The sequence below is a fragment of the Afipia sp. Root123D2 genome (assembly GCF_001425835.1).
Lineage (GTDB): Bacteria > Pseudomonadota > Alphaproteobacteria > Rhizobiales > Xanthobacteraceae > Afipia.
In genome coordinates, this window is record NZ_LMDP01000001.1 from 340,465 (window position 1) to 360,847 (window position 20,383).

Below are 20,383 nucleotides of genomic sequence, written 5' to 3' on the forward strand. Positions count from 1 at the left end.
CGGAAATCCCGCGGTCGCTTTTTCTATTTCTAGTCTGGTCTGTATGTTCCCGGGGGAGGGGCGTCATGACATTTCGTTCGATTCTGCATCGACTTGAAGAGAGCATTCTCGCTGCACTGTTGTGCGCGATGACTGTGCTCACATTCGTCCAGGTTGTGCTGCGCTACGGGTTCAACTCCGGTTGGCTCTGGGCGCTTGAGGTTAATTTCTATTTGTTCGGCTGGCTCGTCTTGCTCGGTATCTCATATGGCGTGCGCGTCAAGGCACACATCGGCGTCGACGCTCTGGTGCGATTGTTTCCGGCGCCGACGCAGCGTGCCATCGGCATTCTCGTTGTAGGTCTCGCACTCCTGTACACCGGACTGATGCTCTACGGCTCTTACGAATATATTGACCGCCTGCACATTATGGCCGTCGAGGCCGAAGATATTCCGGTCGAGCGATGGATCCTCAGCCTGTGCCTGCCAATCGGATTTGCCTTGTTGTTCTATCGATTGCTCGAAATGACGTGGCGAATCGTTACAGGCCAATCTCCCGGCTACGAACTCGCTGATGAGGCGCGCGATGCCATTCGCGATGTCGGCGGTGACGAGAACCCTGACGCGACCGTGGTGTCACGATGACGACAGCAGTCCTTTTTATCCTTCTTTTCGTTTTCCTGTTCCTTGGTATGCCGATCGCGATTGCGCTCGGCCTGTCATCGCTCGCGGTCATCCTGTTCTTCCAGCCGGACAGTATCGCGTCGCTTGTTCTGAAATTTTTCCAGACCATGGAGCAAAGCACGCTGCTCGCCATTCCGTTCTTTATTCTGGCGGGCAACTTCCTCACCACTGGCGGCGTAGCCAAGCGCATGATTAATTTCGCGGTGTCCACGGTCGGTCACTTGCCGGGCGGTCTGGCCATCGCGTCGGTTATGGCGTGTATGTTCTTCGCCGCTGTGTCCGGATCTTCGCCGGCAACTGTGGTGGCGATCGGCTCGATCGTCATCGCGGGCATGGTCCGTGTGGGTTACACGCAGGAATTTGCCACCGGCGTGATCGTCAATGCCGGCACGCTAGGCATTCTTATCCCGCCCTCGATTGTGATGGTGGTCTATGCGGCAACGACCGAAACATCGGTCGGCCGGCTGTTCATGGCAGGCGTTGTGCCGGGCATCCTGCTCGGAACCTTGCTGATGGTGGCAATCTATATCGTGGCGCGGATTAAGAATCTGCCGCGCCAGCCCAAGGCTTCATGGGGTGAGCGCATAAGTTCGTTCAGGGAAGCGATTTGGGGCTTGCTGCTGATCTTTATCGTGATGGGCGGCATCTATGGCGGCATCTTTACGCCGACGGAAGCGGCCGCCGTCGCTGCGGTCTACGCGTTCTTCGCGGCGGTCTTCATCTATCGGGACCTCAAGCTCAGCGATGTGCCGAAGGTGCTGACCGACTCGTCGCGCGTGACCGTGATGCTCATGTTCATCATCGCCAATGCCTTCCTGTTCGGCCACGTGCTGACAACGGCCCAGATCCCGCAGGATATTGCTCGTGCAATTCTCGCGGCTGACCTCAAGCCGTGGCAGTTCCTGATCGTGGTCAATATCATCCTGTTGATCGCGGGCAACTTCATGGAGCCATCGGCAATCATCCTGATTGTCGCGCCGATCATTTTCCCGACGGCTGTTCATTTGGGGATCGATCCGATTCACCTCGGCATCATTTTCGTGGTGAACATGGAAATCGGCATGGTCACGCCACCGGTCGGCCTGAATCTGTTCGTGGCGTCAGGTATCACCGGGATGCCGTTGATGAAGGTGGTCGCGGCGTCATGGCGATGGCTGATGCTGTTGCTGGTGTTCCTGATCATCGTGACCTACGTGCCCGAGATTTCACTGGCCTTGCCGAACTGGCTGTTCGGTCCCGGCGGAGGGTAGGTCACCGCAAACGCAGCGCCCCGCATGCAGGTGAGGGAGCGATCCCGGCGTCCACTACGACACTCGCAAAGCCGCCGGTTTCCGGCGGCTTTTGCCTGTCCGGCGAGCGCTGTAACGTCCTGATACAGGGCGGGGAAAACCATCCACAGCGGATTCTTCGAATAGCCCATCGTCTCGTATAAAAACGAGCTTCCGTTGCTGGACATGGCCGGTTCGCTTTGCTAAAGCCACGCCGTCCCGCAAGGGATTTCCGGTTGGATCCGGGCGCATAGCTCAGTTGGTAGAGCAGCTGACTCTTAATCAGCGGGTCCCAGGTTCGAGCCCTGGTGCGCCCACCACCACAAAGCCCAACAAAATCAGGCGTTAATCGCAGAGGCCGCAGAGAACAAACTGCGACCATGCGACCGCGGTTTGCCGATCTGGTCGCACGCAGTCGCATCGCGTGCGACTGCTTGACGTTTGTTCTGGCTGTGTTCTCATGAGGGAATGTCCGAACTTCTCACACTGCTGCACGCCGGCCAGGCCAAGGAATTCTATGTCGAGATCGCCAATGACGACGACAGCCATCACATCATCGTCGGCGAGTTCACGCACTTCGATGCGGCGGCTGAGGAGTATGACCGGCTGACGATCGGCCGGCCGCAGATGCGGGTCGTCATGAGGCACTGCGCGCATATCTACCGCTGTTATGTGCCCGATCGGCTGCGCCGGCCCGGCGTCAATCTGTGAGTGTGTGGTTGTAATCCCACTGCGAATTTTCGTCCCCGGTCAGATCGCGCAGCGTTCCAACGCAAAGGTCCGCCAACAGCCGAGGGCCATTCTCGCGATCGACGACTGCTTTTCCCGGATACAGCATGTAAATGGTGACGTCTGGCTCATCGCTAACGACCGCGAACTGCCATGGGCCATCTGTGCTGGGGCGCAGTTCGATCATCCCGTCATTCCTTCCTTGCCGATGAACGCCACCAGCTTGTCGATCGCGACGTCGGCGCGCGCGGCGTTGCGGGCGCGGTAGTGCTTCATGATGGTCTGCGCCGACTGGTAGCTGTGGCCGGTGACATCGCAGATCGACAGGATGTCATTGCCGGCGCGATCGAGCAGCATCACGCAGGTGTCGCGGAGATCCTGATCGTGCTTGGCGTCTATCTCGCCGCGCACATTGACGAACAGCAGGCCGGGGCAGGGCGTCAGCCGCCACGCGTCGGGGGCGCCGTTGCTGTCGAGCTTTGCGCGCGCCATCAGCCATTGGGAAAGCGCTTCGCCGCGGGCGTCGATCGCGCTGTTGACCTGCTCTGGATTGCCCGTGAGCGGGAATTTTCTCTCTACCTCGGGCCACCATTTTCGCATGTCAGCAGCACATTGTGCTGCGCGCACCTTGGCGTCCTCGATGGATGAGCGATGGAGCGCGCCGAATGCCGCCAGGGTGCGGATATCGGCGAAGGAATGCCGGTAGGTGTGTTCGTTGTACGGCCGCCCGGTCGTCTCGTCGACGACGATGGTTTGCGGCAGCTCGCGCAGCTGCAGCCGGAGCTTTAATTCCTTGGCGCGGCGGCCGGCGTCGGTGAGGCGCGCGGCGAGCTGCGGTGTTTCCTTGATCTCGACGATGGCGCCGGTCTTGCTCTGCTTGAACTTGCGGCGGCCTTCGCCTGTCAGCCCGACGTCGACCAGCGCGAGCCGGTCGGTCTGGCGCTGGCCGGTGAACAGGCCGAGATAGATCGCGTCGCCGATCGACGGGCGGCCGCTGGCATCGGCGGCGGCGACCAGCGCGTGAAACTCCTCCAGCGTCACCAGCACCACGCGGCCGTCGGGCTGGTCGAATTCCATATCGAGCCGCGGATTGCGGCCGAGCCGCCAGCTGGTGCTTTCGCGGCCCCAGGTGAAGGCGGCGGACAGCGCGGCGATCGCGGCCAGCGCCATGTGATGGCCGCGCGCGTCTTTCAGGTAGTTGTAGAAATTTCGCAGCTCGGGCGCGCCGACGCTGGACGGCGTTGCGGCCGCCATCGGTTCGCGCTCGCGTTCGGGCGGCGCCACGCCAAGGACTGCGGCGGCCTTCTCCTTCTTGCGGCGATCGGCGGCCTCGGTGCGGCTCTCCGGCCGGAAGATCACCGCGCGCATCGCCTTGCGATAGCTGGAAACCGACTTCGCCGACAGGCCCTGCACTTCGGGCGATGCGATCCAGTCCTCCAGCAGATGTTCGATCGTGCTTCCCTTGCGCACGGGCAAGGCAACGCTCTGGCCGCTCTCGATCGCGGCCGCCACCTCGCGCACGCGCGTGTCGGAGAACTCGCGGCATTCCTGAAACGTAAGCCACGCGCCGTTCGGATGTTTCAGATCCTGATCCTTGAAGCCCAGCGCGCGCTGGCGCGGGCCGTGCGAGGATCGCGGCCTGATCGTGCCGTCGGGCTGCTCGCGCAGGCGGACGTAGGGAAGTCGGACGTTTGCCATGTCGGCTCCGGTGCGGACGGAGGAAGAGATTTAGCCTCGGGCGCGCCGGCGGCTGCTGTCAAGGGGAACCGGCGGCGTTTGCGGTGCATAGGCGCGGTGCAGGCGGTCGCGGTGTTCGGCGTCGGTCATCGCCGCCAGCACAGGCGCGAGGCTGGTATCGTTGGCGGCGCGCGCGGCCGGCCGCGCCGGATGGTGGCGCATCAGCCAGGCGTCGATGCCGGTGCATTCGAAGCGCAGCGGGCCGCGCTCGCTGATTGGCCGCGGCAAGCCATCCTCGCCGTGCCGCCGCTCGCGGGTGCGATAGAACGTATCGAGCGAGATCCCGATTTTCTGCGCGACCTCGAACGCGGTGTAGGAATTACGCATCGGTTGAAACTCCGTGAACGGCCTTGGCCAACCTCGGCAGCATCTGTCGTGTGACGTGGAAATCGTCGCTGATGTCGCCGGCGCACATCAGGTCGACGACAAAATCGGCTGGCTCCCCGGCGCCGGCTTCGCACTCTTTGCGCGCGCGATCGAAAGCCGCGTTGGCCTCGGCTTGATCGCGCGCCGGATAGTTAGCGAGCGTGAAGAATTCGTTGGCGTCCTCATCCGCGCCGCAGACATGCAGGCCTGTTCGACAAGGGCGATATCGTTCGGCCATCACCGGCTCCTGTCGATGCAAAGCCAAAACAGCATGGCAACGAGCGCTCCGCCGACGACTGCGCCGATGGCGATATTGCTCCATGCAATCATGGCCGGGCTGTCGGACGTCACGAACGTGAGGATTTTTGAAAGCATCACAGCCTCCCGCGCTGCCGGCGCAGCAGGCGGCGCATGTCGCGCCACTGCCACCAGCGCCGGATCTCGGCGATCGACATCGCGATCGCGACGATGCCAAGCGCGACGGTGACCGCGCCGGCGGCGAACTGCAGATTGGGATCGGCCGCCAGCGCATCGAGCGCGGCGACGATCGGAGGTGTTGCCGCGGTCACCATGTGATGCTCCGCTCGATGCTGGCGTGCCAGCAGTGCAGCAACACGGCGATGCCGATCAAGGCGGCGAAGGCGATGGCGGTGATGATGATCGGGCTCACCATGACGGGCCTCCCCTCCAACTGTCGGGGAGACGGACGTATCCGATGTCATTGAAGGCCACCATGCGCCAGCGGAAGAATTTGTTGCGCTCAGCATAGGTTTTTCGCGCTGTGCGTTCGTCTTTGTGCTCTCCGCGGCTTTCCCATCCTCGATTGGTTTTCAGCTCGATGCGATATCGCAGATCGTCCGCCAATGAGATCCTTATCAATCCCGGGGCGCGTGTTTCGAGAGCAACCACACCGTTGCGCTGTAGAATGAGGCGTTGGTGCGTTTTGATCGAGATACCGGCATCCGGTTTGTGATCGTGGGTGTCGCTGACGAACTGGCGGACCGGGCGGCGATTGGCGCGGGCCTCGACATGGTTGCGGTGCGGGCTCATGTCGCCAGCTCCGGCTGTTCGACCTGGCCGACGTCGGCCAGATGCTTCGCGATCGCGCGGGCCTGCTTGCGGCGGCCTGCAACGGACAGCCTGGGCGCATCGACGCGCAGGCCACACGAGCAGCGGGCGCGATAAACCGACGCGCCATTGCCGCTGACAATCGATCTGGTGATGCTGTGAGTGTCGGACATTCTACCTCCCTGCAAATCAGCGAGGCATATGATAACAGTCACATGGTAATAGGCAAGCGGTCACATGACCGGAAGAAAGTGTTTCACATGAAACAACTCTTAAGCCGCGTTATTCACAGGGCGCAGCCGATGCGGTAGCAAGACACCCTTCACGACAACATTCCGGCCGTTGACCAGCATCGGCTCGCCGGCGTCCGGGTCGAAGCTGGCAGGCACCAGGAAGCCAAGCTCGCCACTCTGGCGAAACCGGCGCCAGATCGTGCGCGCTTTCATTGAGGTAAAATCGTAGACTTGGGCGAGAACGGCATCGCCGTCACGCGGTGAGGCAGACAGGTCGACCAGAACCACATCGCCGGGCATGAAGCCGACGGCCTCCAGTGACCTTGTGCGCAGCGTCCAGGGGTCGCAGTTATTTCTGCCGGCAATCAGCGCCTGGATCGCGGCATCGAGCATGGAGCCATTTATGGGCGTCTTATAAGGGACGGCTTCCTCGCCGAAACCGCGCGGCGCTCCTGGTCCGATGACGTCTTCGCCCGCGGGGATCGACCAGCGGGTGGAGATCTGGGTGATCGTCAGGGCCGTCAGGACGCGATTGGGCTGACTTTTGAACTTGGAAAGAGTGGACGGATCGACCGAGGCTTCACGGGCCAGCTCGGTGTGTGTCTTGCCCGTCGTCTTTTCCGCGTGTGCCAGCCATTCGAGTTGAGCCGCACGCAAGGCCTCATTGACTTCGCTTTTCGGCTTCCGGGTCACGGCAATAACCTTCGCAGAGGGGTTCAATCCCCCGCGACGGTGGACTTGTGGATGGGCGATTGCGATGTGATGATTTTCCACTTGCAAATGTGCCGCAAATCAGATCGCCATGTGACTACAGTCACATTCGCAGGTTATCCGGGTCATGGCAAGCGGCGACAATCTCCTTCAGAGGGCCAAAAGGGTCGGTCTCAGTCAGGCTGAAATCTCCCGCCAGGCCAAGCTCGACAAGCAAACCGTTCAGCAGATCGGCCGGGATCGTCCCATGGGACCGCTCCAGCGCACAGTCGAGCGGGTGCGGCAGGTGGTGGTCGAGCGGGAGATCGAAACCGCCCTGCATCTGCTCGAACTGCCTCACGTCCGGCAGGCAGTCGCCGAGCGTGACGATCGCCGCGGAGAGGCCGCCTGATGCGCCGCCACGTCGACAGTCTCAATCACTCATCCGAGGACCGGCGGGATTTCCGCGTGGCCGGCCTTCTGATCGCGGCGGCCCTCTTGGCGGGCTTCGTCGTCAACTGCCTCGGCATCGTTCAAGCGGTGTCGGGGCGTTCTTTTTTCTGAGGGGCATCATGACGTCCTGCACCATCCCGCGACAGCCCAAGCTGGCCGATACACCGCACACCATGGTGGGCGACATGCAGCGCGAGAAGATCGTCACGCTCGATCTCGAAGGCTGCAACGTCGCGTACATCAACATGCTGATGAACGAATTCGAGCGGGACAAGCCGGTCGGCCATCGCTTCGAACAGTGGCCGGAGGCGATCCGCGTCCGCATGGAAAAGGAAATCGCCGACTGGTACGGGCGCAACCCGACGGCATCGGTCAAGGGCATCACGCAGGGCATCTGCGACGATATGTGCGTGATGGCGATCCACTGGAGGCCGAAGTCATGACAGCACAGGATCCTGTCAGGCCGCTGGATCTCGCCAAGCGCCTCGTGCTGATTGGCGAAGGGCTGGCCGAAAACCGCCGCACACAGATCTCCGATGCCTCGATCCGCGTTCTGCGCGAGCAGGTCGCGGATATGCGCATGGACATTCGCAACGAGCAGACCCTCATCGGTTACGAGGCGACGTGCCTGGTTGAGTGCATCGCCGAGCTGGCCTTCGCGCGAACCGACCAGGACGCGAACCGGGAAAGCCGGGCGATCTGTTACGTCAATTCGCTCACCGGCTTCATGCGTGGCGATGTGATGCGCGCGGAAAAGGCGCTGTCATGAAGCCGCCCCTTACCATCTACCTCAATCGAGATCGCACATCAGCGCTGCTACAATTCATTGTCGACCGCAGCGGCGGATCGCTTGAGGTGCCGATCACCTATCCGCTGTGGCGTCGGGCCACCGAACTTCCCGACACGATGACGCGATTTCCGCGAGCGACCGAGCGCTACTATGTCGGTGGTGGTTCTCACTGGCCTCTGCGCACCGTCATCGAGGAGGCGGCATGACCGCGCCCGTCATCATCCTGCCGATCGTGACGCGACCGGGGTTCGGTGATCCGAGCTGGCGCGAACAACACCGTCGCGAGATCGAGGCGCTGCAGCTCGTCGGCGAGGCGCCGCCGCCGCGCACGCGGCCATTGCTTGTCGTCAGCAATCAGAAATTTCGCGTGGTGCGCGGTGAGGTGATCGCGCTCGCCGACGGCATCAAGCGTTTCGACCATGCCATGTCCGCGTTGCGTGAGTGCTTTTCCGACGACGTCCAGCCCTCGCAACGGTGAACCATGGCGGCGCAGCTCGACATCATTGCAGACACCAAGCTGCGCGAGGATCCTCGGCTGGCACCTCGCCCTCTGCTTCGTCAAACGTGCGTCAAAGCCGCCGCACCCTCTGCTTCGTCAAGCCTCACGGCGCGCGTTCAAAATCCGGTCGCGCCCTCTGCTTCGTCAAGCGTTGATCCACGCATCGCCGCGATCGACCGCCGCCGCGCTGCGGCCGGGATTGCGCACGATCAGTTCGCGCGTCTCGCCGGCGTCAACATCTGGACCTGGCGGGATCTGCGCCGCGGCAACCGCGCGCCGATGGGCGCCACGCTGGCGAAGCTGCAGGCGGCGCTGGATGCGCCGCGCGAAACCAAGCCGCCGCAGGTGGTCGCGGCGTTTCATCGTCTGGTGATGCAGACCATCGCGATGCAGATGGCGTTCGATCTGGCGATGCTGCTGGCGACCGATTTCTCCGTGCAGCGGCCGAGCAATCCGCAATGGTTGCGCGCGGCGCGGATCCGCCAGATGGCGAGCTACATCACATCGGTGGAGCTGGGCGTGAGCAACGCCGATCTCGGCCGCGCGATCGGCGACACCCGCGCCAACATCAAATACGCCCGCGACGCGATCGAGGATCTGCGCGAGGACGGCAACGAAATCGATCGCGTCCTGGTCGCGGTCACGCAGCTGGTGAGGGCGTGATGGCCGCCGGCATCCGCATCGAGCTGGATCTTCCCCACGCGCGGCAGCTGCTGTCGATCGTGCGGCGGCGCGTTGCCGAGCTTGACGATTACATTGCGCGCGAGAGCGAAAAGCTCGATGCGGTCGAATACCTGCTGACGCGCGATGTGCGCGGCATGGCGGCGAACTGTCTCGCCACGATCGAGCAGGCGATGCCAGCGGAGGAGTCCTGATGCGCCCCGAATATCTCGAGAACATGAGGTCGCACGTCGATGAGGGCGGCAAACTCAATCACCAGAACGCCTGTGATCTGCTCGCCGAGGTCGAGCGTCTGAATAAGATCATGAACACGCCGGTGATCGAGCCTTTCGTCGAGGCGGCGGTGTCCGAGGCCAAGCATCAAGTCTATCGTTGGGGCGCGGAACACGACGCCAGCAAGACCGCGTGGGATTGGTATTGGCTCGCCGGTTATCTCACCAGCAAAGCCGCCCATGCCACGCTAGAGGAGAACTGGGAGAAGGCGAAGCATCACACTGTGACCGCCGCTGCGATGCTGGCAAATTGGCATCGGCACATTTGCGCAGCTGCGTCGAAGGCCAGCGCCGATGTCGATTAACCTCCACACCCGCGAAGGCTGGGACGATCTGCGGCGGATCCTCGACGATCGGGCCGCCGACATCCTTGGCCGTCTGCAGCTCGACATGCCGAAGCGCGGCGGCGTGATCGTGATCGACGATCCGCGCCAGAGCGGCCACGGCAATTTCGCGATCTGGCTCAAGGCCGACGGCCTGTCGTGGAAAAATTTCACCTCCGGCGACAAGGGCCGGATGCTGGAGCTGATCGCCTACATCAAGGGCTGGTATCACCTCGACAAGCGCGGCTACAAAGAAGCGGCGAACTGGGCGATCGATGCGCTGGGCCTCGGCCGCGTCTCGCGCGAGCAGCTGCAGCGCGACCGCGCCAACGCCCAGACCGCGCAGGTCAAGGCCCAGGCGAAACAGGATGAGGAGCTGCGCCGCAAGCAGGGCGCCGCGTTCTACACCTTCACGCGCGAGAGTGTGCCGATCCTCGGCGCCCATGGCGAGGGCACCGGCGCAGAGATCTACCTGCGCGAGGCGCGCGGCATCGACCTGCGCGCCGTGCCGTTCCTCGGGCCACGCGGCGGACTGATCGCGCCGGCGGCGCTGCGCTTCAAGGCGCGCCACAAATACGTGCACCGCGACAAGAAGGGGCGGACCTACGCGGAAAGCTGGCACCCCTGCATGATCGCCTGCTGCGTCGACGCCGGCATGAAGATCCGCGCCATCCACCAGACCTATCTGCGCGACGACTTTTCCGACAAGGCCGACATTCCGCCCGCGCCCGATGGGCAATCGCAGCCGGCGCGCAAGGTGTGGCCGGACAGCGCGGGCCTCGTCATTCCGCTGTGGCGCGGCGAGGGCAACTTCTCGCCGGCGGACGCGCACCGTTTCGGCCTGGTGCAGACCTTCGTGTTCACCGAAGGCGTTGAGGACGGCCTCACGGCCGTGCTGGCGGCGCCGGAATTCCGCACCTGGGGAATGATCTCGCTGTCGAACATGGTCAACGTCGCGGGCCGCCTGCCCCCGTGCTGTGACGCCGCGATCATCCATCGCCAGAACGACTGGGACAAGCCGCAGGCCGTCAAGCAATTCGACGCCGGGCTGGCGGCGTTTCGCGCGAGCGGCCGCGCCGTCGCCGAGCTGGCCGCGCCTGTCGGCAAGGACATCAACGACACGCTGCGCGGTGCGGCGTGAAACAGGAGGAGAGAGCAGATGGACAATAATGCAATCGAAAAAGAAATTCAGGCCAAAGGGCTCAACGCGCCTCGGCTGACGCCAACCCTGATCGAAAGCAAGGTTGCAGCTGAATATTATATGCGGGCTTCGAGCGCCGTCGGCGCCGACGTGCCGTCACACACATCGCTGGAATGCCTCACGCTTTGCATCTTGGTGTTGACCAACGGATTTACGATCGTCGGCAAGAGCGCGTGCGCTAGCCCTGAAAACTACAATCAGGAACTCGGCAACAAGATCGCGCGCGCGAACGCCATTGAGCAGATCTGGCCGCTCGAAGGCTATTTGCTCAAGGAAAAACTTGCAGCGGTCGCCGTCTGAGTTAACCGGCCGGGCCGCGTGCCCGGCCATTTTTCCAAAATCAAGGAGGAAAGCATGGCAACCACAGCAGCAGTCGCGGAAGAAACCGCGCACCGCTTCGCCAAGGATCAGCTGAAAGCGGTCATCGAGCGCATCGAGCGGCTGGAGGAGGAAAAGAAAACACTCAGCGACGACATCCGCGACGTCTACGCGGAAGCCAAGGGCAACGGCTTCGACGTCGTCGCGCTGCGCACGATTGTTCGCATGCGCAAGCAGGACGCGAACACGCGCGAGGAACAGGAAACGATCCTCGAAACCTACATGCAAGCGCTGGGGATGCTGTGATGGAAAAGCCAAAACAGGAAGCCCCCGAAGCGTTCAAGGGCAAGAAAAACATCTACGTCTGCGATGCGTGTCACGGCCACATCGTGACCATCGACGTCGATGCCGGCGTGACGCCGTTCATGATCAATTGCCGCGCTCATCCGCGTTGCAAGGGCACGATGCGATCGAGCATGTATCGCGTTTTCGACCAGGACATGGCCGCAAGTCATGAATGGTATCGGCCGACGCCGGATGATTGCTTGCGGCCGGGAGAAATCGAGCACGTGTTGAAGGGCGGGCTCTTGCTGCGGACAGTGAACCAGATGGGCCTCGGCATCGCCGCGGCCGCATCGGATGCGCCGGTCCACGCACAACTCATCAACGATCTCAAAGAACAGTTGTTGATCGTGTTCCTGCGCCGACTGGGCGGCAAGCTCTCCTTGCCGGTGGCAGAAGTCGACGACACCGGCAGCGAAACCCTCTCGTTCAATCTCGAAAATGGCGACACGTTCAATTTTGAGCTGTGCAAGAAGCACTAGCGGAGACCGCCGGCACGCCGGCGATGACGGGGCATAACTTGGCTGACAGCACTAAAAAAACCGCCGCGGGGAAAGCCGCCGTCGTTGTCGAAATGGGCAAGGCGGCGCGCGACATCGAGCGGCAGCGGAAATCGCGCGAGGATCCTCATCCGATGATCCCGCGCGGGCCGGACAAGGTTTTGGCCGGCAAATGGACGCCAGATCTTGTCAGCGGCATGCCGACCGATCCCGGCTGCGAGTGCCCGGTCCAGCCGATCGGCTTTGAAGGCCCGTATTTCTATATCACCGACAGCCGCGACCAGTTCCGCACGCTGAAAGCTGCGGACTTCACGCAGCGCGGCATTCAGGAATGGTTTTCGGCGACGCCGAATTATCCGGACTGGCTGGCGCCGCGCTGGTCCAAGCCCGTCTATGACAAGAAAACCGATGAGCTGGTCAAGCCATCGGAGATCGTGTCGTTCGAGGTCGACGACATCGCCAAGCTGATTTTCCGCGCCTGTTCGGTCGCGGGCTTCTTCTCGCCCGATAACAAGATGCGCGGCCGTGGGGCGTGGACCACGAACGACGGCAACATCATCTACCACGCCGGCGATGCGCTCTGGAGCGTCAAGGGCGGGCAGTGGGAGCGTAAGAAAACCGGCGTCCATGAAGGCAAGCTGTTTCCGCGCCTCGCGACGCTGGCGGAGCCGTGGCAGAAGCCGATCCCCGACGACGTCAATCCGGCGGTGAAGCTGCTGGAGATCTTCCGCAAGTGGAACTGGACCCGGCCCAACGTCGATCCGGAGCTGCTGCTGGGCTGGATCGGCTGCGCCATGATCGGCGGCGCGCTGCGCTGGCGCTCCTCGGTGCTGCTGCTCGGCGACCGATCGACCGGCAAATCGACGCTGCAGGAAAACCTGCTGCGGCTGTTCGGCGATACGCTGATGCAATCCTCGGATCCGACGGCGGCGTTCATCTATCAGTCGATGGCCCATGACAGCCGGCCGGTGGCGCTCGATGAGCTGGAGCCGGACGGCGATGCCTCGATCCTGCGCAAGATGGTGCACCTGATGCGCACCTCGTCATCGGGCGCGATCGGCGGCCGCGGCGGCCAGTCCGGACAGGCGACGCAATTCCAGATGCGATCGGCGTTCCTGTTCTCCGCCATCAACAATCCGCTGCACGCCGCCCAGGACATGAGCCGCTGCGCGGTGCTGCGCCTGAAACCGCTCAATCCCGACCAGGCGGCGCCGGCGCCGGTCGACGAAATCACCACGGGGCCGATGGTGCTGGCGCTGATGATGAAGGCGTGGGGCGATCACGGCCACAACTTCAAATGGGAGCTGGAGCGCTTCACCAAGGCGCTCAAGGCCGGCGGGCACGATCGCCGCGGCTGCGACACCTACGGCACGCTGCTGGCCTGTGCGTCGATGATGCTGGGCCATGAGCTGGGCTCGAAACTCGGCTGCGCCTTCGGGCCGGATGAGGAGCGCGAGTGGAGCGAGCGCCTGGCGGCGGATCTGCTGCCGGAAGTGCAGAACGCCAAGCCGAATTACCGGCAATGCGTCGACCGGATCCTGACCAGCGCTGTTCGCATCTGGCGCAATTCGAGCCACAACACCATCGGCCAGGCAATCTACCTGACGCGGACGCAGGATGAAGATGGCAAGACGATCGACCCTCCCGTGCTCGATCGCGGCACCGCAAAGCGCGACATCAACATGGCCGGCTTTGGCCTGTTCAATACCCACGAGATCGTCGCCGGCGTGATGCGCCGCGACAAGATCAATCTGGAGACGGCCTTGCAGCGTTTCGGCCTGCCCAAGGCGGGCTGGGTGCTGGCGGTGCCGAATTCATCGACCAAGGTAGCCGAGCATCTGGACGGCAGCGACTGGGCCAATGGCAGCTGGTCGGACGCGCTGCGCCAGTGCCCGATCGAGGGCGTCATCATCACCGACAGCGCAATCAACCGCCACACGATCGACGGCACGCAAACGCGCTGCACGCTGATCGTTTTGGACAAGTATCACGAGGCACCGGAGCGATAGATATGAAACGAATTTTGCCAAAGCCCGTTCCGGCGGACGTGATCGCTGACATTGCCGCGAAGCTCGAAGAAGAAACGCGGGCCAATTACGACGTCGCAGCCAAGCTGGACGTGGATTGGTGTCCATGCTGCGGCATCAATTTTCGATTTCGCCATGCTGACGGGAGGTTTTTTGCGAAGTTCATAGCGACGCCGGACATCGCCCGTCAGATCGGCGCGCAGCTAATCGCGACATCTGCTCGGGTGCGGGAGATCACCGAACATCCGGAGATCCACCAAATGGCTGTTGCAGATATGCTGGCACGCTGTGCATCGGCGAAACAATGAAAATCTCGCGCCTGATCGCTAGTCTATGGTGGCGGCTGACTTCGCCCCTCTCCGCGCGCTGGATGTCACGCTGTCGTGTTTGCGGGTCCAGCGAGGATGTCATCTGTTTCGATCCGCGCGGACTATGGGCTTATTTCTGGCGACACACATGGTGCCCGGAGCATTGCCCGGATCACGATTATGTTTACGACCGATACGAAGGGCATTACTGCGACCATTGCGGGCAGTCGCCGCCGCCAGATTGGTTTAGGTGGGACTGATGAACGCCCGCGTCGTCGACCTTGCCGGCACGCCCTATTGCGCCATCACACTCAGCGTGCGCGATGGCATCTGGTGCCTGGTCGATGCGATCGATTATCCGTGGCTCGCCGCCAACACCTGGAATGTCAGCTACGGATCCCGCACCCGGTGGCAGCTCTACGCGAAGCGGAACATCGGCCGCGATCGCGCCACGGTGCGGATGCACCGCGAGATCATGATGCGGGCCGAGCCGCTGTCGATCGAGGAAGCGGCGACGCTGCACGTCGACCATATCAACGGCCAGACGCTCGATAACCGCCGCGTCAATCTGCGATGGGCGACGCGGAGCGAGAACGCGCGCAACACCCGGCCGCGCGAGAGAATTCCATCGCTCGACATGATCGTCGGCCGGTTACTCGCCGGCCATTCGCACGCACCAATGATGGCCGATGTGCCGTTCTAGCCGCCGCGCGGCCGTGACGGCCGCGGCTGTGACCGCACCTGCGTCTGGAACGTAGCTGGGTTGGTCGTTTTTTCGATGATGACGTTGATCATCTTGAGCTGTTCATGGATCAGGACAACGTTGTCGCTTTCCAGCGCAACCTTGGTCAGCACCTTGATGTGTTTGAACGCTTCTGATGGCTCCATGGGAATATCCGCTAAGGTTGCACCGGACTTCTGCCGGCCCGTGCTTTTAAAACATATGCCACCAAAACGTCGATGATGCCCTGCTTTTGAGATTGTAGTTCAGCCTCGGCGTCGGCTTTTGGAAACATCTTCTTGTACGCCGTCAGCATATCGTTGCGGCAGTATGAAAAAATGGCCGTGGCGACCGTTCGGGCATCCGAAATGTGATCGTCGAGTGCGACCGCTTGAACGTGGCCACACATAATCGCATTCATGGCATCAGGATCGTCGCCCGCAAAAGCCGGCCCTAGTAATATAACGGTTCCCAGCGCAACCGTTGACAATGCCCGCCGCATCAGAACAAATCCCCATCGGAGCTAAGAACTCCTGTTCAACGAGCGGATGCTGCCCCGTCATGACGGCCTTGTCGAATCCAAAATCAATCACGACATGCCCCTATGGCGGGGGTGCGAGGACATAAGGCGCGCGAGCGCTCGAATAACTCCGCCTGTCTCGTTGCAGGTTCTTAGCCCCCGCCACCAGCGGGTCGAGGAAGCCCGTGGTCGCGGTCACGCCGCACAACGAGGCTTTCATGACCCAGCATATTTCACCCAACAGCCTGAAACTGATCGACGACGCGCCGCGCGTGATGGATCTCGACCTTGGCGACGCCCTCGGGTTCGCCGAGCCCATCGATGTTCGCAAACTCATCCGCCGCAACGTCGAGGAGCTCGAGGATCATGGGGAGGTTTTTGCCATGGTGGCAAAAACCTCCGCCGCCGGCGGTCGGCCGGGCGAGGAATACTGGCTCAATGAGCCGCAATCGCTGCTGATTTGCATGTTCGCCCGCACCGATCGGGCGGCGGTGGTCCGCGCCGAGGTGATCCGGGTGTTTATGGAATGGCGGGCGCAGCGGGCGCCCAAGCCCGCGCCCGAGGCGCTTGCCGAATTCCCCGCGGCCGACGGACCGCTCAACGAGCATCTGGCGAAGATCGCCACACTGCGGGAATGCCGGCTGATCCACGGCCCCAGGGCCGCGGCGCGGCTGTGGCGGCGGCTCGGGCTTCCCCAGGTCTACGAGAGCCAGATCGAGGAGCTGGATGACGGCAGGGCCTGCCTGACGCATCTGCTGTCGGCGCGGGTCGATGCCAATTCGGTGCGCGGCCAGCCGATGTTCACGCTGCTCGACAGCGCCATCAACGGCAACGATGTCGACCAGCTGATGTGCAAGGGCTTTGGCGTGGCGGCGGCGAATATCGGCGGAAATGAAGGGTTTCTGGTCGCCAACAGCCATCCGTGGCTGACCGGGCTTTACGCCGGCACGCAATGGGCCGATGGCGGCTGGCGGCCGTCGCTGATCAAGATCGCCGGCGCGATCCCGTCGCAGCGGGCGATGTTCGCCGGCCGCCAGCAACGCGCCGTGTTCCTGCCGGTGCTGATGATCGACACCTTCGTCGATCGGCCGCCTGTCGGCCTGCCTGCGGTCGCCTGACCCGCGCCCCGTGATCTCAAAAACCCCCGCCCTGCGGGGGTTTTTCGTATCCCGCACCCGCGCCCGATGGTGGTCGAGAATGAGCGCGCGGCAAGCGCTTTTGCATAGCTCGCCGACGACGCCAGATCAGCGCCAGCGCGCCGCGCGCCCTCTATTCTGTTGGCAAACATAAGTCAGACGACGCTTGACGGCGGGTGGCATGTGCCAGCGTGGCCGCGTGCCCGATCGCGAGCCATTGGGCGCGGGGTGTCAGACATCGAAAAGACAGTTCATGAAGCGGACTGTCTAGCGCGAAGTGTCTGCAAAGGCTGCACAATTCCCGATCCTAGACAGCTAGACACCAAAGACACCCCTAAGCCTCGCATACGCGCGTACACGCGCGCGCGCGTGAGGAAACTTGGTGTCTTATGTGTCTAACTGTCTAAATATGGAAATAGATATGATGGTTCAATTAGTTAGGTCTAGACAGCAAAAAGACACCCTAGACACCTGTTCGGCTCTCCGCGCATGGCTCGCGCCGCGCTGTGAATTAAATATTCCCTTAAATTCAATCGGGTAGAGCCCAATGTCGCCAAAACACGGTTCAGAGGTAGTGATTGCCGCCGTCGCGCGCGCCGAGGCGCGATCGGCCGGCGCGCAGGTCGAGGAGCAAATCGATCTGCTACCGCCGACGCGGTACGATCCGAAGCTCGATCCGCTGGAGCATGGCCGGATGGCCGAGGCGGTGCGGCGCGATCGGCGCGGGCGGCCGCCTGGCGCGACCAACAAAACGACGCGCGAAATGCTTGAATTCATTCGGAAAACCATTGGCGATCCGATGCTGGAGAGTGCGCGGGTGCTGGGGCACACGCCGGAGACGCTGGCGCGCGAGCTGGGCTGCGACAAGCTGGAGGCGTTCGATCGCCTGGAGAAGATTCGCGCGGATCTGCGGCCGTATTTCTACGCGAAGCAGGCTCCGGTGGATCACGACGGCAAGGCGGTGCCTGGCTTGACGGTCGAATTTCACGGTCATGGTGCGGGCTCGATCGGCCCGGATGGCGCGGATGTGCCGCCCTGGCTGCGCTCTCAGGCTCCTCCGGTGTCCGATGCCCAAGTCCAGCAAAATCAACAGCTTATCGATGTCACTCCGGGGCAGTCGCACGGCGAGCGGTCGCACCGTTCCGATTAACTCCATTGCATCAGCGGTTTGGCTCATCCTAGCCGCTGATCCGAAATCACCGGCCCGTGAGCCAAAGGGCGAGCCGGTGACTGCCGCGCGGTGTCGGACCCGCCGCGGCTCCGGCCGCCGGCCGCCGCGAGATGGCGCGGCCGGCGGCCGCGAATTCGCAGGCCCACCCCCCCGGCCTGGCCGGGTGGGGCACCCCCAAAATCGCCAGCGATCTCTCCACCCGTATGCTCTCCTGAGATTTTTTCGAGCCCTCGATCCACACCCCTCACTGTTTGGATCGAAGGTCAAAAAAAATCGCGAACTTTCAGCCGTCGACCGGGGGCGGGGGGAGATCGCGCGATGACTGACAAACCGCCGTTAAGCGATACGTCGCTCGCCGATGCACTCGGCAACGCCGATCCGTACAAAAACCAGATGAGCTATCTGGAGGCCGACGACGAATTCCGAAAACAAAACCCGGAGATCGTCGACCAAATTCACAAGGGGGAGAAAACCGGGAAGGTGAACCTTCTGCGAAGCGCCGGCCCGGTGAGCGACGCCTACATCCTCAACGAGTACCCGATCAGCGTCATCTGCGGCCCGGTGGGCAGCGGCAAGACGATCGCCAGCGAGAAAAAAGGTCTGGTTGAGGCCCAAAGGATTTATCCCGGTGCGGACGGGGTGCGCCGATACGTGCTCGGCAACTTCCGACAAAAGTACGACGCTCTCTGGAAAGCTGCAATCCCTTCACACTGGAAACTTTTCCCCAAGGACTTTGCCGGGGCGAAGTGGTCGGGCGCCAGCCCGCGATCGGCGCGGCACGATCTGTTTTTTGACGACAAGTACGGCCGCATCCACATGACGACGCACTTCCTCGCGCACGGCGAGGATGCGGATCCGGAGGATTTGCGCGGCCTGGAATTCACTGACGTGCAGCTCGGCGAGATCGACACACTGCCGATCGAGCTGCTGACTGGTCTCGGCCGCGCCGTGGGTCGTGAACCGCCGCGCGAGATCATCCGCCGCACCGGGCGGATCTTCGGCGACCTCAACGCGCCCGATGTCGAGAACTGGACGTATTCCACGTTTTGGGAGGATCTGCAGGCGGGCTACATGCTGTTTCAGCAGCCGGGCGGCATGGATGAGGGCGCGGAAAATCTGCAGGCGCATGGCGGCGATCGGGCCTATTACGAGCAAATCATCACGGTCAACCGAAAGAGCCCGTGGTACGTGCGCCGCATGGTGCACGCCAAGCCCGGCATCACGCGCGCGACCGATCTGGTCTACGACAAGTTTGACGAAACGCTGCATCTGTCGCCGGTGACGTTGCATCCGGAGACGGTTTTGCCGGTCGTTGTCGGCATCGACGGCGGACTGACGCCGGCGGCCTGCTACGGGCAGGAAATGCCGGACGGCCAATGGCGGACACTTCGCGAGATAGCGCTCGAGCGCGGCGGCGTCGAGGAGCTGGCGTCGGCGATGCTGGCGCTGGAGGCGCGGGACTTCCGCGGCTGCGAATTCCGCACCGTGTGCGACCCGGCGATGCTTGCGGGTGAGGACAAGGACACCAGCGATCAGCGCGAGCAGCGGGTTTCGAAGGGATCGGATCGGCAACGGCTCGCTGAAAAGCTCGGCCGCGAGGTCGCTCAAGCGGCGAGCCAGGAGCCCGGCCGCCGCTGGGACGCGGTTCGCGACAAGATCGGTCCACCCGGCCGCAATTATCTTCTCGATCCGTCCTGCAAAGGCCTGATCCGCGGCAAGCGCCAAACCTACCAGTTCCGGAAACTGCAGGGATCCAACGATCTGTCGTCGGTGAAGCCGACTTTTGACACCCACATTGCCGATGCGGAGCAATACGCCATGCTCGAATGCGGCACCGATGCCGCGCGAAAGCGTCGGACCGATCGCCGCGAGGAGCGGGCGCGGCGCCGGGAGGAGAACAGATCCACCAAGCGCTACAACCCGGTGCGCCGGCGCTGACCCGGCACGCTTGACGCCCGGACGGCGGGCGTAGGGTCCAGCCCTCAACGTCTCGGATTGTCAGGCGAGGGCCGCGCGCATGGGTTTCTGGAGCTGGTTAACTGACGATGTTCTCGGCATCGACCCGCCAGGGCCGCCGCCGCCGGACAACAGCGCGGCGATCCAGCAGTCGCTCGATCAGCAAACCGCTGCACTGAAAAAATCGAACGCAATCGCACAGGCGGCGGCGGACACGGCCCTGACCGCGCAAAAGGCCGCGATCGCCAAAAGCGAGGCGGCGCTGATGCCGGCCATCGACAGCGAAAGCGTCCGCAGCTCCCAGGACAATCAGCGGCGCAAGCTGCAGGCGGCGTCGCCGTTCGGCATCGGCCTGCAGAAAAAACTCGGAGCGGCGCCGACCGGCTTCCGCGTTCTGTCTGGATCGTGAGCG

The 20,383-nt window shown here is 62.8% G+C and carries 34 protein-coding genes and 1 tRNA gene; 24 read left to right on the plus strand and 11 right to left on the minus strand.

Going from position 1 to position 20,383, the window contains the following annotated elements:
- The first annotated feature begins 65 nt into the window (after window positions 1-65).
- From ASC80_RS01555 to ASC80_RS01570, 4 genes are all read left to right on the plus strand, one after another.
- Window positions 66-623: a TRAP transporter small permease gene (locus ASC80_RS01555; RefSeq protein WP_056292224.1), complete on the plus strand. Its 558-nt coding sequence runs from the start codon at window positions 66-68 to the stop codon at window positions 621-623.
- Window positions 620-1,912: a TRAP transporter large permease gene (locus tag ASC80_RS01560; RefSeq protein ID WP_056292227.1), complete on the plus strand. Its 1,293-nt coding sequence runs from the start codon at window positions 620-622 to the stop codon at window positions 1,910-1,912. The genes ASC80_RS01555 and ASC80_RS01560 overlap by 4 nt, the downstream gene beginning before the upstream one ends.
- 262 nt (window positions 1,913-2,174) lie before the next feature.
- A tRNA-Lys gene (locus ASC80_RS01565) sits at window positions 2,175-2,250 on the plus strand.
- Window positions 2,251-2,398: 148 nt separating this feature from the next.
- Complete coding sequence (locus tag ASC80_RS01570; protein WP_056292230.1) at window positions 2,399-2,641, plus strand: hypothetical protein; 243 nt, start codon at window positions 2,399-2,401, stop codon at window positions 2,639-2,641.
- Here the strand turns inward: ASC80_RS01570 and ASC80_RS01575 are convergent.
- The 9 genes from ASC80_RS01575 to ASC80_RS01610 all read right to left on the minus strand — a co-directional run bounded on the left by ASC80_RS01575 (window position 2,631) and on the right by ASC80_RS01610 (window position 6,756).
- The gene (locus ASC80_RS01575; protein WP_056292233.1) at window positions 2,631-2,846 is read right to left on the minus strand and encodes a hypothetical protein; all 216 of its coding nucleotides are present in this window, start codon (window positions 2,844-2,846) and stop codon (window positions 2,631-2,633) included. The genes ASC80_RS01570 and ASC80_RS01575 overlap by 11 nt on opposite strands.
- Entirely contained in the window at window positions 2,843-4,357 is a 1,515-nt protein-coding gene (locus tag ASC80_RS01580) for a site-specific integrase (protein WP_056292237.1), read from the minus strand. Before ASC80_RS01580 ends, ASC80_RS01575 begins: the two co-directional genes overlap by 4 nt.
- Window positions 4,358-4,387: 30 nt before the next feature.
- Window positions 4,388-4,723: a hypothetical protein gene (locus ASC80_RS01585; protein ID WP_056292240.1), complete on the minus strand. Its 336-nt coding sequence runs from the start codon at window positions 4,721-4,723 to the stop codon at window positions 4,388-4,390.
- Window positions 4,716-5,000 carry a hypothetical protein gene (locus tag ASC80_RS01590; RefSeq protein ID WP_056292243.1) on the minus strand — a complete coding sequence of 95 codons (285 nt, stop codon included), beginning with the start codon at window positions 4,998-5,000 and terminating at the stop codon, window positions 4,716-4,718. Before ASC80_RS01590 ends, ASC80_RS01585 begins: the two co-directional genes overlap by 8 nt.
- Entirely contained in the window at window positions 5,000-5,137 is a 138-nt protein-coding gene (locus tag ASC80_RS23465; RefSeq protein WP_156464214.1) for a hypothetical protein, read from the minus strand. The genes ASC80_RS01590 and ASC80_RS23465 overlap by 1 nt, the downstream gene beginning before the upstream one ends.
- Window positions 5,137-5,334, minus strand: a complete 198-nt coding sequence (locus ASC80_RS01595) for a hypothetical protein (RefSeq protein WP_056292246.1) — start codon at window positions 5,332-5,334, stop codon at window positions 5,137-5,139. Before ASC80_RS01595 ends, ASC80_RS23465 begins: the two co-directional genes overlap by 1 nt.
- Window positions 5,335-5,428: 94 nt before the next feature.
- Window positions 5,429-5,812, minus strand: coding sequence for a hypothetical protein (locus ASC80_RS01600; protein WP_056292249.1), 384 nt, complete (start codon window positions 5,810-5,812; stop codon window positions 5,429-5,431).
- Window positions 5,809-6,003, minus strand: a complete 195-nt coding sequence (locus tag ASC80_RS01605) for a hypothetical protein (protein WP_056292252.1) — start codon at window positions 6,001-6,003, stop codon at window positions 5,809-5,811. Before ASC80_RS01605 ends, ASC80_RS01600 begins: the two co-directional genes overlap by 4 nt.
- 99 nt (window positions 6,004-6,102) lie before the next feature.
- Window positions 6,103-6,756 carry a LexA family transcriptional regulator gene (locus tag ASC80_RS01610; RefSeq protein ID WP_056292255.1) on the minus strand — a complete coding sequence of 218 codons (654 nt, stop codon included), beginning with the start codon at window positions 6,754-6,756 and terminating at the stop codon, window positions 6,103-6,105.
- 145 nt (window positions 6,757-6,901) lie between these two features.
- On the opposite strand from ASC80_RS01610, the gene ASC80_RS01615 reads away from it, so the two are divergent.
- The 16 genes from ASC80_RS01615 to ASC80_RS01685 all read left to right on the plus strand — a co-directional run bounded on the left by ASC80_RS01615 (window position 6,902) and on the right by ASC80_RS01685 (window position 15,170).
- Window positions 6,902-7,165, plus strand: coding sequence for a hypothetical protein (locus tag ASC80_RS01615; RefSeq protein ID WP_056292258.1), 264 nt, complete (start codon window positions 6,902-6,904; stop codon window positions 7,163-7,165).
- Window positions 7,165-7,317: a hypothetical protein gene (locus tag ASC80_RS23470; protein ID WP_156464215.1), complete on the plus strand. Its 153-nt coding sequence runs from the start codon at window positions 7,165-7,167 to the stop codon at window positions 7,315-7,317. Before ASC80_RS01615 ends, ASC80_RS23470 begins: the two co-directional genes overlap by 1 nt.
- An 8-nt stretch (window positions 7,318-7,325) precedes the next feature.
- A complete protein-coding gene (locus ASC80_RS01620; protein WP_056292261.1) occupies window positions 7,326-7,649 on the plus strand; it encodes a hypothetical protein in 324 nt (107 codons plus the stop codon).
- On the plus strand, window positions 7,613-7,975 hold the full coding sequence (locus ASC80_RS01625; RefSeq protein WP_156464216.1) for a hypothetical protein: 363 nt from the start codon (window positions 7,613-7,615) through the stop codon (window positions 7,973-7,975). Before ASC80_RS01620 ends, ASC80_RS01625 begins: the two co-directional genes overlap by 37 nt.
- Complete coding sequence (locus ASC80_RS01630) at window positions 7,972-8,202, plus strand: hypothetical protein (RefSeq protein ID WP_056292266.1); 231 nt, start codon at window positions 7,972-7,974, stop codon at window positions 8,200-8,202. The genes ASC80_RS01625 and ASC80_RS01630 overlap by 4 nt, the downstream gene beginning before the upstream one ends.
- Entirely contained in the window at window positions 8,199-8,474 is a 276-nt protein-coding gene (locus tag ASC80_RS01635; RefSeq protein ID WP_056292269.1) for a hypothetical protein, read from the plus strand. Before ASC80_RS01630 ends, ASC80_RS01635 begins: the two co-directional genes overlap by 4 nt.
- 3 nt (window positions 8,475-8,477) lie before the next feature.
- Window positions 8,478-9,158 carry a hypothetical protein gene (locus tag ASC80_RS01640; protein ID WP_056292270.1) on the plus strand — a complete coding sequence of 227 codons (681 nt, stop codon included), beginning with the start codon at window positions 8,478-8,480 and terminating at the stop codon, window positions 9,156-9,158.
- Window positions 9,158-9,370, plus strand: coding sequence for a hypothetical protein (locus ASC80_RS01645; protein WP_156464217.1), 213 nt, complete (start codon window positions 9,158-9,160; stop codon window positions 9,368-9,370). The genes ASC80_RS01640 and ASC80_RS01645 overlap by 1 nt, the downstream gene beginning before the upstream one ends.
- The gene (locus ASC80_RS01650; protein WP_056292277.1) at window positions 9,370-9,753 is read left to right on the plus strand and encodes a hypothetical protein; all 384 of its coding nucleotides are present in this window, start codon (window positions 9,370-9,372) and stop codon (window positions 9,751-9,753) included. The genes ASC80_RS01645 and ASC80_RS01650 overlap by 1 nt, the downstream gene beginning before the upstream one ends.
- Window positions 9,743-10,912: a DUF7146 domain-containing protein gene (locus ASC80_RS01655; protein ID WP_056292280.1), complete on the plus strand. Its 1,170-nt coding sequence runs from the start codon at window positions 9,743-9,745 to the stop codon at window positions 10,910-10,912. The genes ASC80_RS01650 and ASC80_RS01655 overlap by 11 nt, the downstream gene beginning before the upstream one ends.
- Before the next feature lie 18 nt (window positions 10,913-10,930).
- On the plus strand, window positions 10,931-11,272 hold the full coding sequence (locus ASC80_RS01660; RefSeq protein WP_056292281.1) for a Gp49 family protein: 342 nt from the start codon (window positions 10,931-10,933) through the stop codon (window positions 11,270-11,272).
- Between the two features lie 54 nt (window positions 11,273-11,326).
- Window positions 11,327-11,596, plus strand: a complete 270-nt coding sequence (locus ASC80_RS01665; protein ID WP_056292284.1) for a DUF2312 domain-containing protein — start codon at window positions 11,327-11,329, stop codon at window positions 11,594-11,596.
- Window positions 11,596-12,114, plus strand: a complete 519-nt coding sequence (locus ASC80_RS01670) for a hypothetical protein (RefSeq protein ID WP_056292289.1) — start codon at window positions 11,596-11,598, stop codon at window positions 12,112-12,114. Before ASC80_RS01665 ends, ASC80_RS01670 begins: the two co-directional genes overlap by 1 nt.
- Window positions 12,115-12,152: 38 nt before the next feature.
- Window positions 12,153-14,141 carry a hypothetical protein gene (locus ASC80_RS01675; protein WP_156464218.1) on the plus strand — a complete coding sequence of 663 codons (1,989 nt, stop codon included), beginning with the start codon at window positions 12,153-12,155 and terminating at the stop codon, window positions 14,139-14,141.
- Between the two features lie 2 nt (window positions 14,142-14,143).
- Entirely contained in the window at window positions 14,144-14,467 is a 324-nt protein-coding gene (locus ASC80_RS01680) for a hypothetical protein (RefSeq protein WP_056292296.1), read from the plus strand.
- Window positions 14,468-14,726: 259 nt separating this feature from the next.
- Complete coding sequence (locus ASC80_RS01685) at window positions 14,727-15,170, plus strand: HNH endonuclease (RefSeq protein ID WP_056292299.1); 444 nt, start codon at window positions 14,727-14,729, stop codon at window positions 15,168-15,170.
- Here ASC80_RS01685 and ASC80_RS01690 read toward each other — a convergent pair.
- Both ASC80_RS01690 and ASC80_RS01695 read right to left on the minus strand, forming a co-directional pair.
- Complete coding sequence (locus ASC80_RS01690; RefSeq protein ID WP_056292302.1) at window positions 15,167-15,355, minus strand: hypothetical protein; 189 nt, start codon at window positions 15,353-15,355, stop codon at window positions 15,167-15,169. The two genes, ASC80_RS01685 and ASC80_RS01690, sit on opposite strands and share 4 nt — an antisense overlap.
- A gap of 11 nt (window positions 15,356-15,366) precedes the next feature.
- A complete protein-coding gene (locus ASC80_RS01695; protein WP_056292304.1) occupies window positions 15,367-15,690 on the minus strand; it encodes a hypothetical protein in 324 nt (107 codons plus the stop codon).
- A gap of 236 nt (window positions 15,691-15,926) precedes the next feature.
- On the opposite strand from ASC80_RS01695, the gene ASC80_RS01700 reads away from it, so the two are divergent.
- The 4 genes from ASC80_RS01700 to ASC80_RS01715 all read left to right on the plus strand — a co-directional run bounded on the left by ASC80_RS01700 (window position 15,927) and on the right by ASC80_RS01715 (window position 20,380).
- Window positions 15,927-16,826: a Rha family transcriptional regulator gene (locus ASC80_RS01700; protein ID WP_156464219.1), complete on the plus strand. Its 900-nt coding sequence runs from the start codon at window positions 15,927-15,929 to the stop codon at window positions 16,824-16,826.
- A 565-nt stretch (window positions 16,827-17,391) separates the two neighbouring features.
- Window positions 17,392-17,994: a hypothetical protein gene (locus ASC80_RS01705; RefSeq protein ID WP_156464220.1), complete on the plus strand. Its 603-nt coding sequence runs from the start codon at window positions 17,392-17,394 to the stop codon at window positions 17,992-17,994.
- Between the two features lie 339 nt (window positions 17,995-18,333).
- On the plus strand, window positions 18,334-19,953 hold the full coding sequence (locus ASC80_RS01710) for a hypothetical protein (RefSeq protein ID WP_056292311.1): 1,620 nt from the start codon (window positions 18,334-18,336) through the stop codon (window positions 19,951-19,953).
- A gap of 79 nt (window positions 19,954-20,032) precedes the next feature.
- On the plus strand, window positions 20,033-20,380 hold the full coding sequence (locus ASC80_RS01715) for a hypothetical protein (RefSeq protein ID WP_056292313.1): 348 nt from the start codon (window positions 20,033-20,035) through the stop codon (window positions 20,378-20,380).
- Window positions 20,381-20,383: the final 3 nt, after the last annotated feature.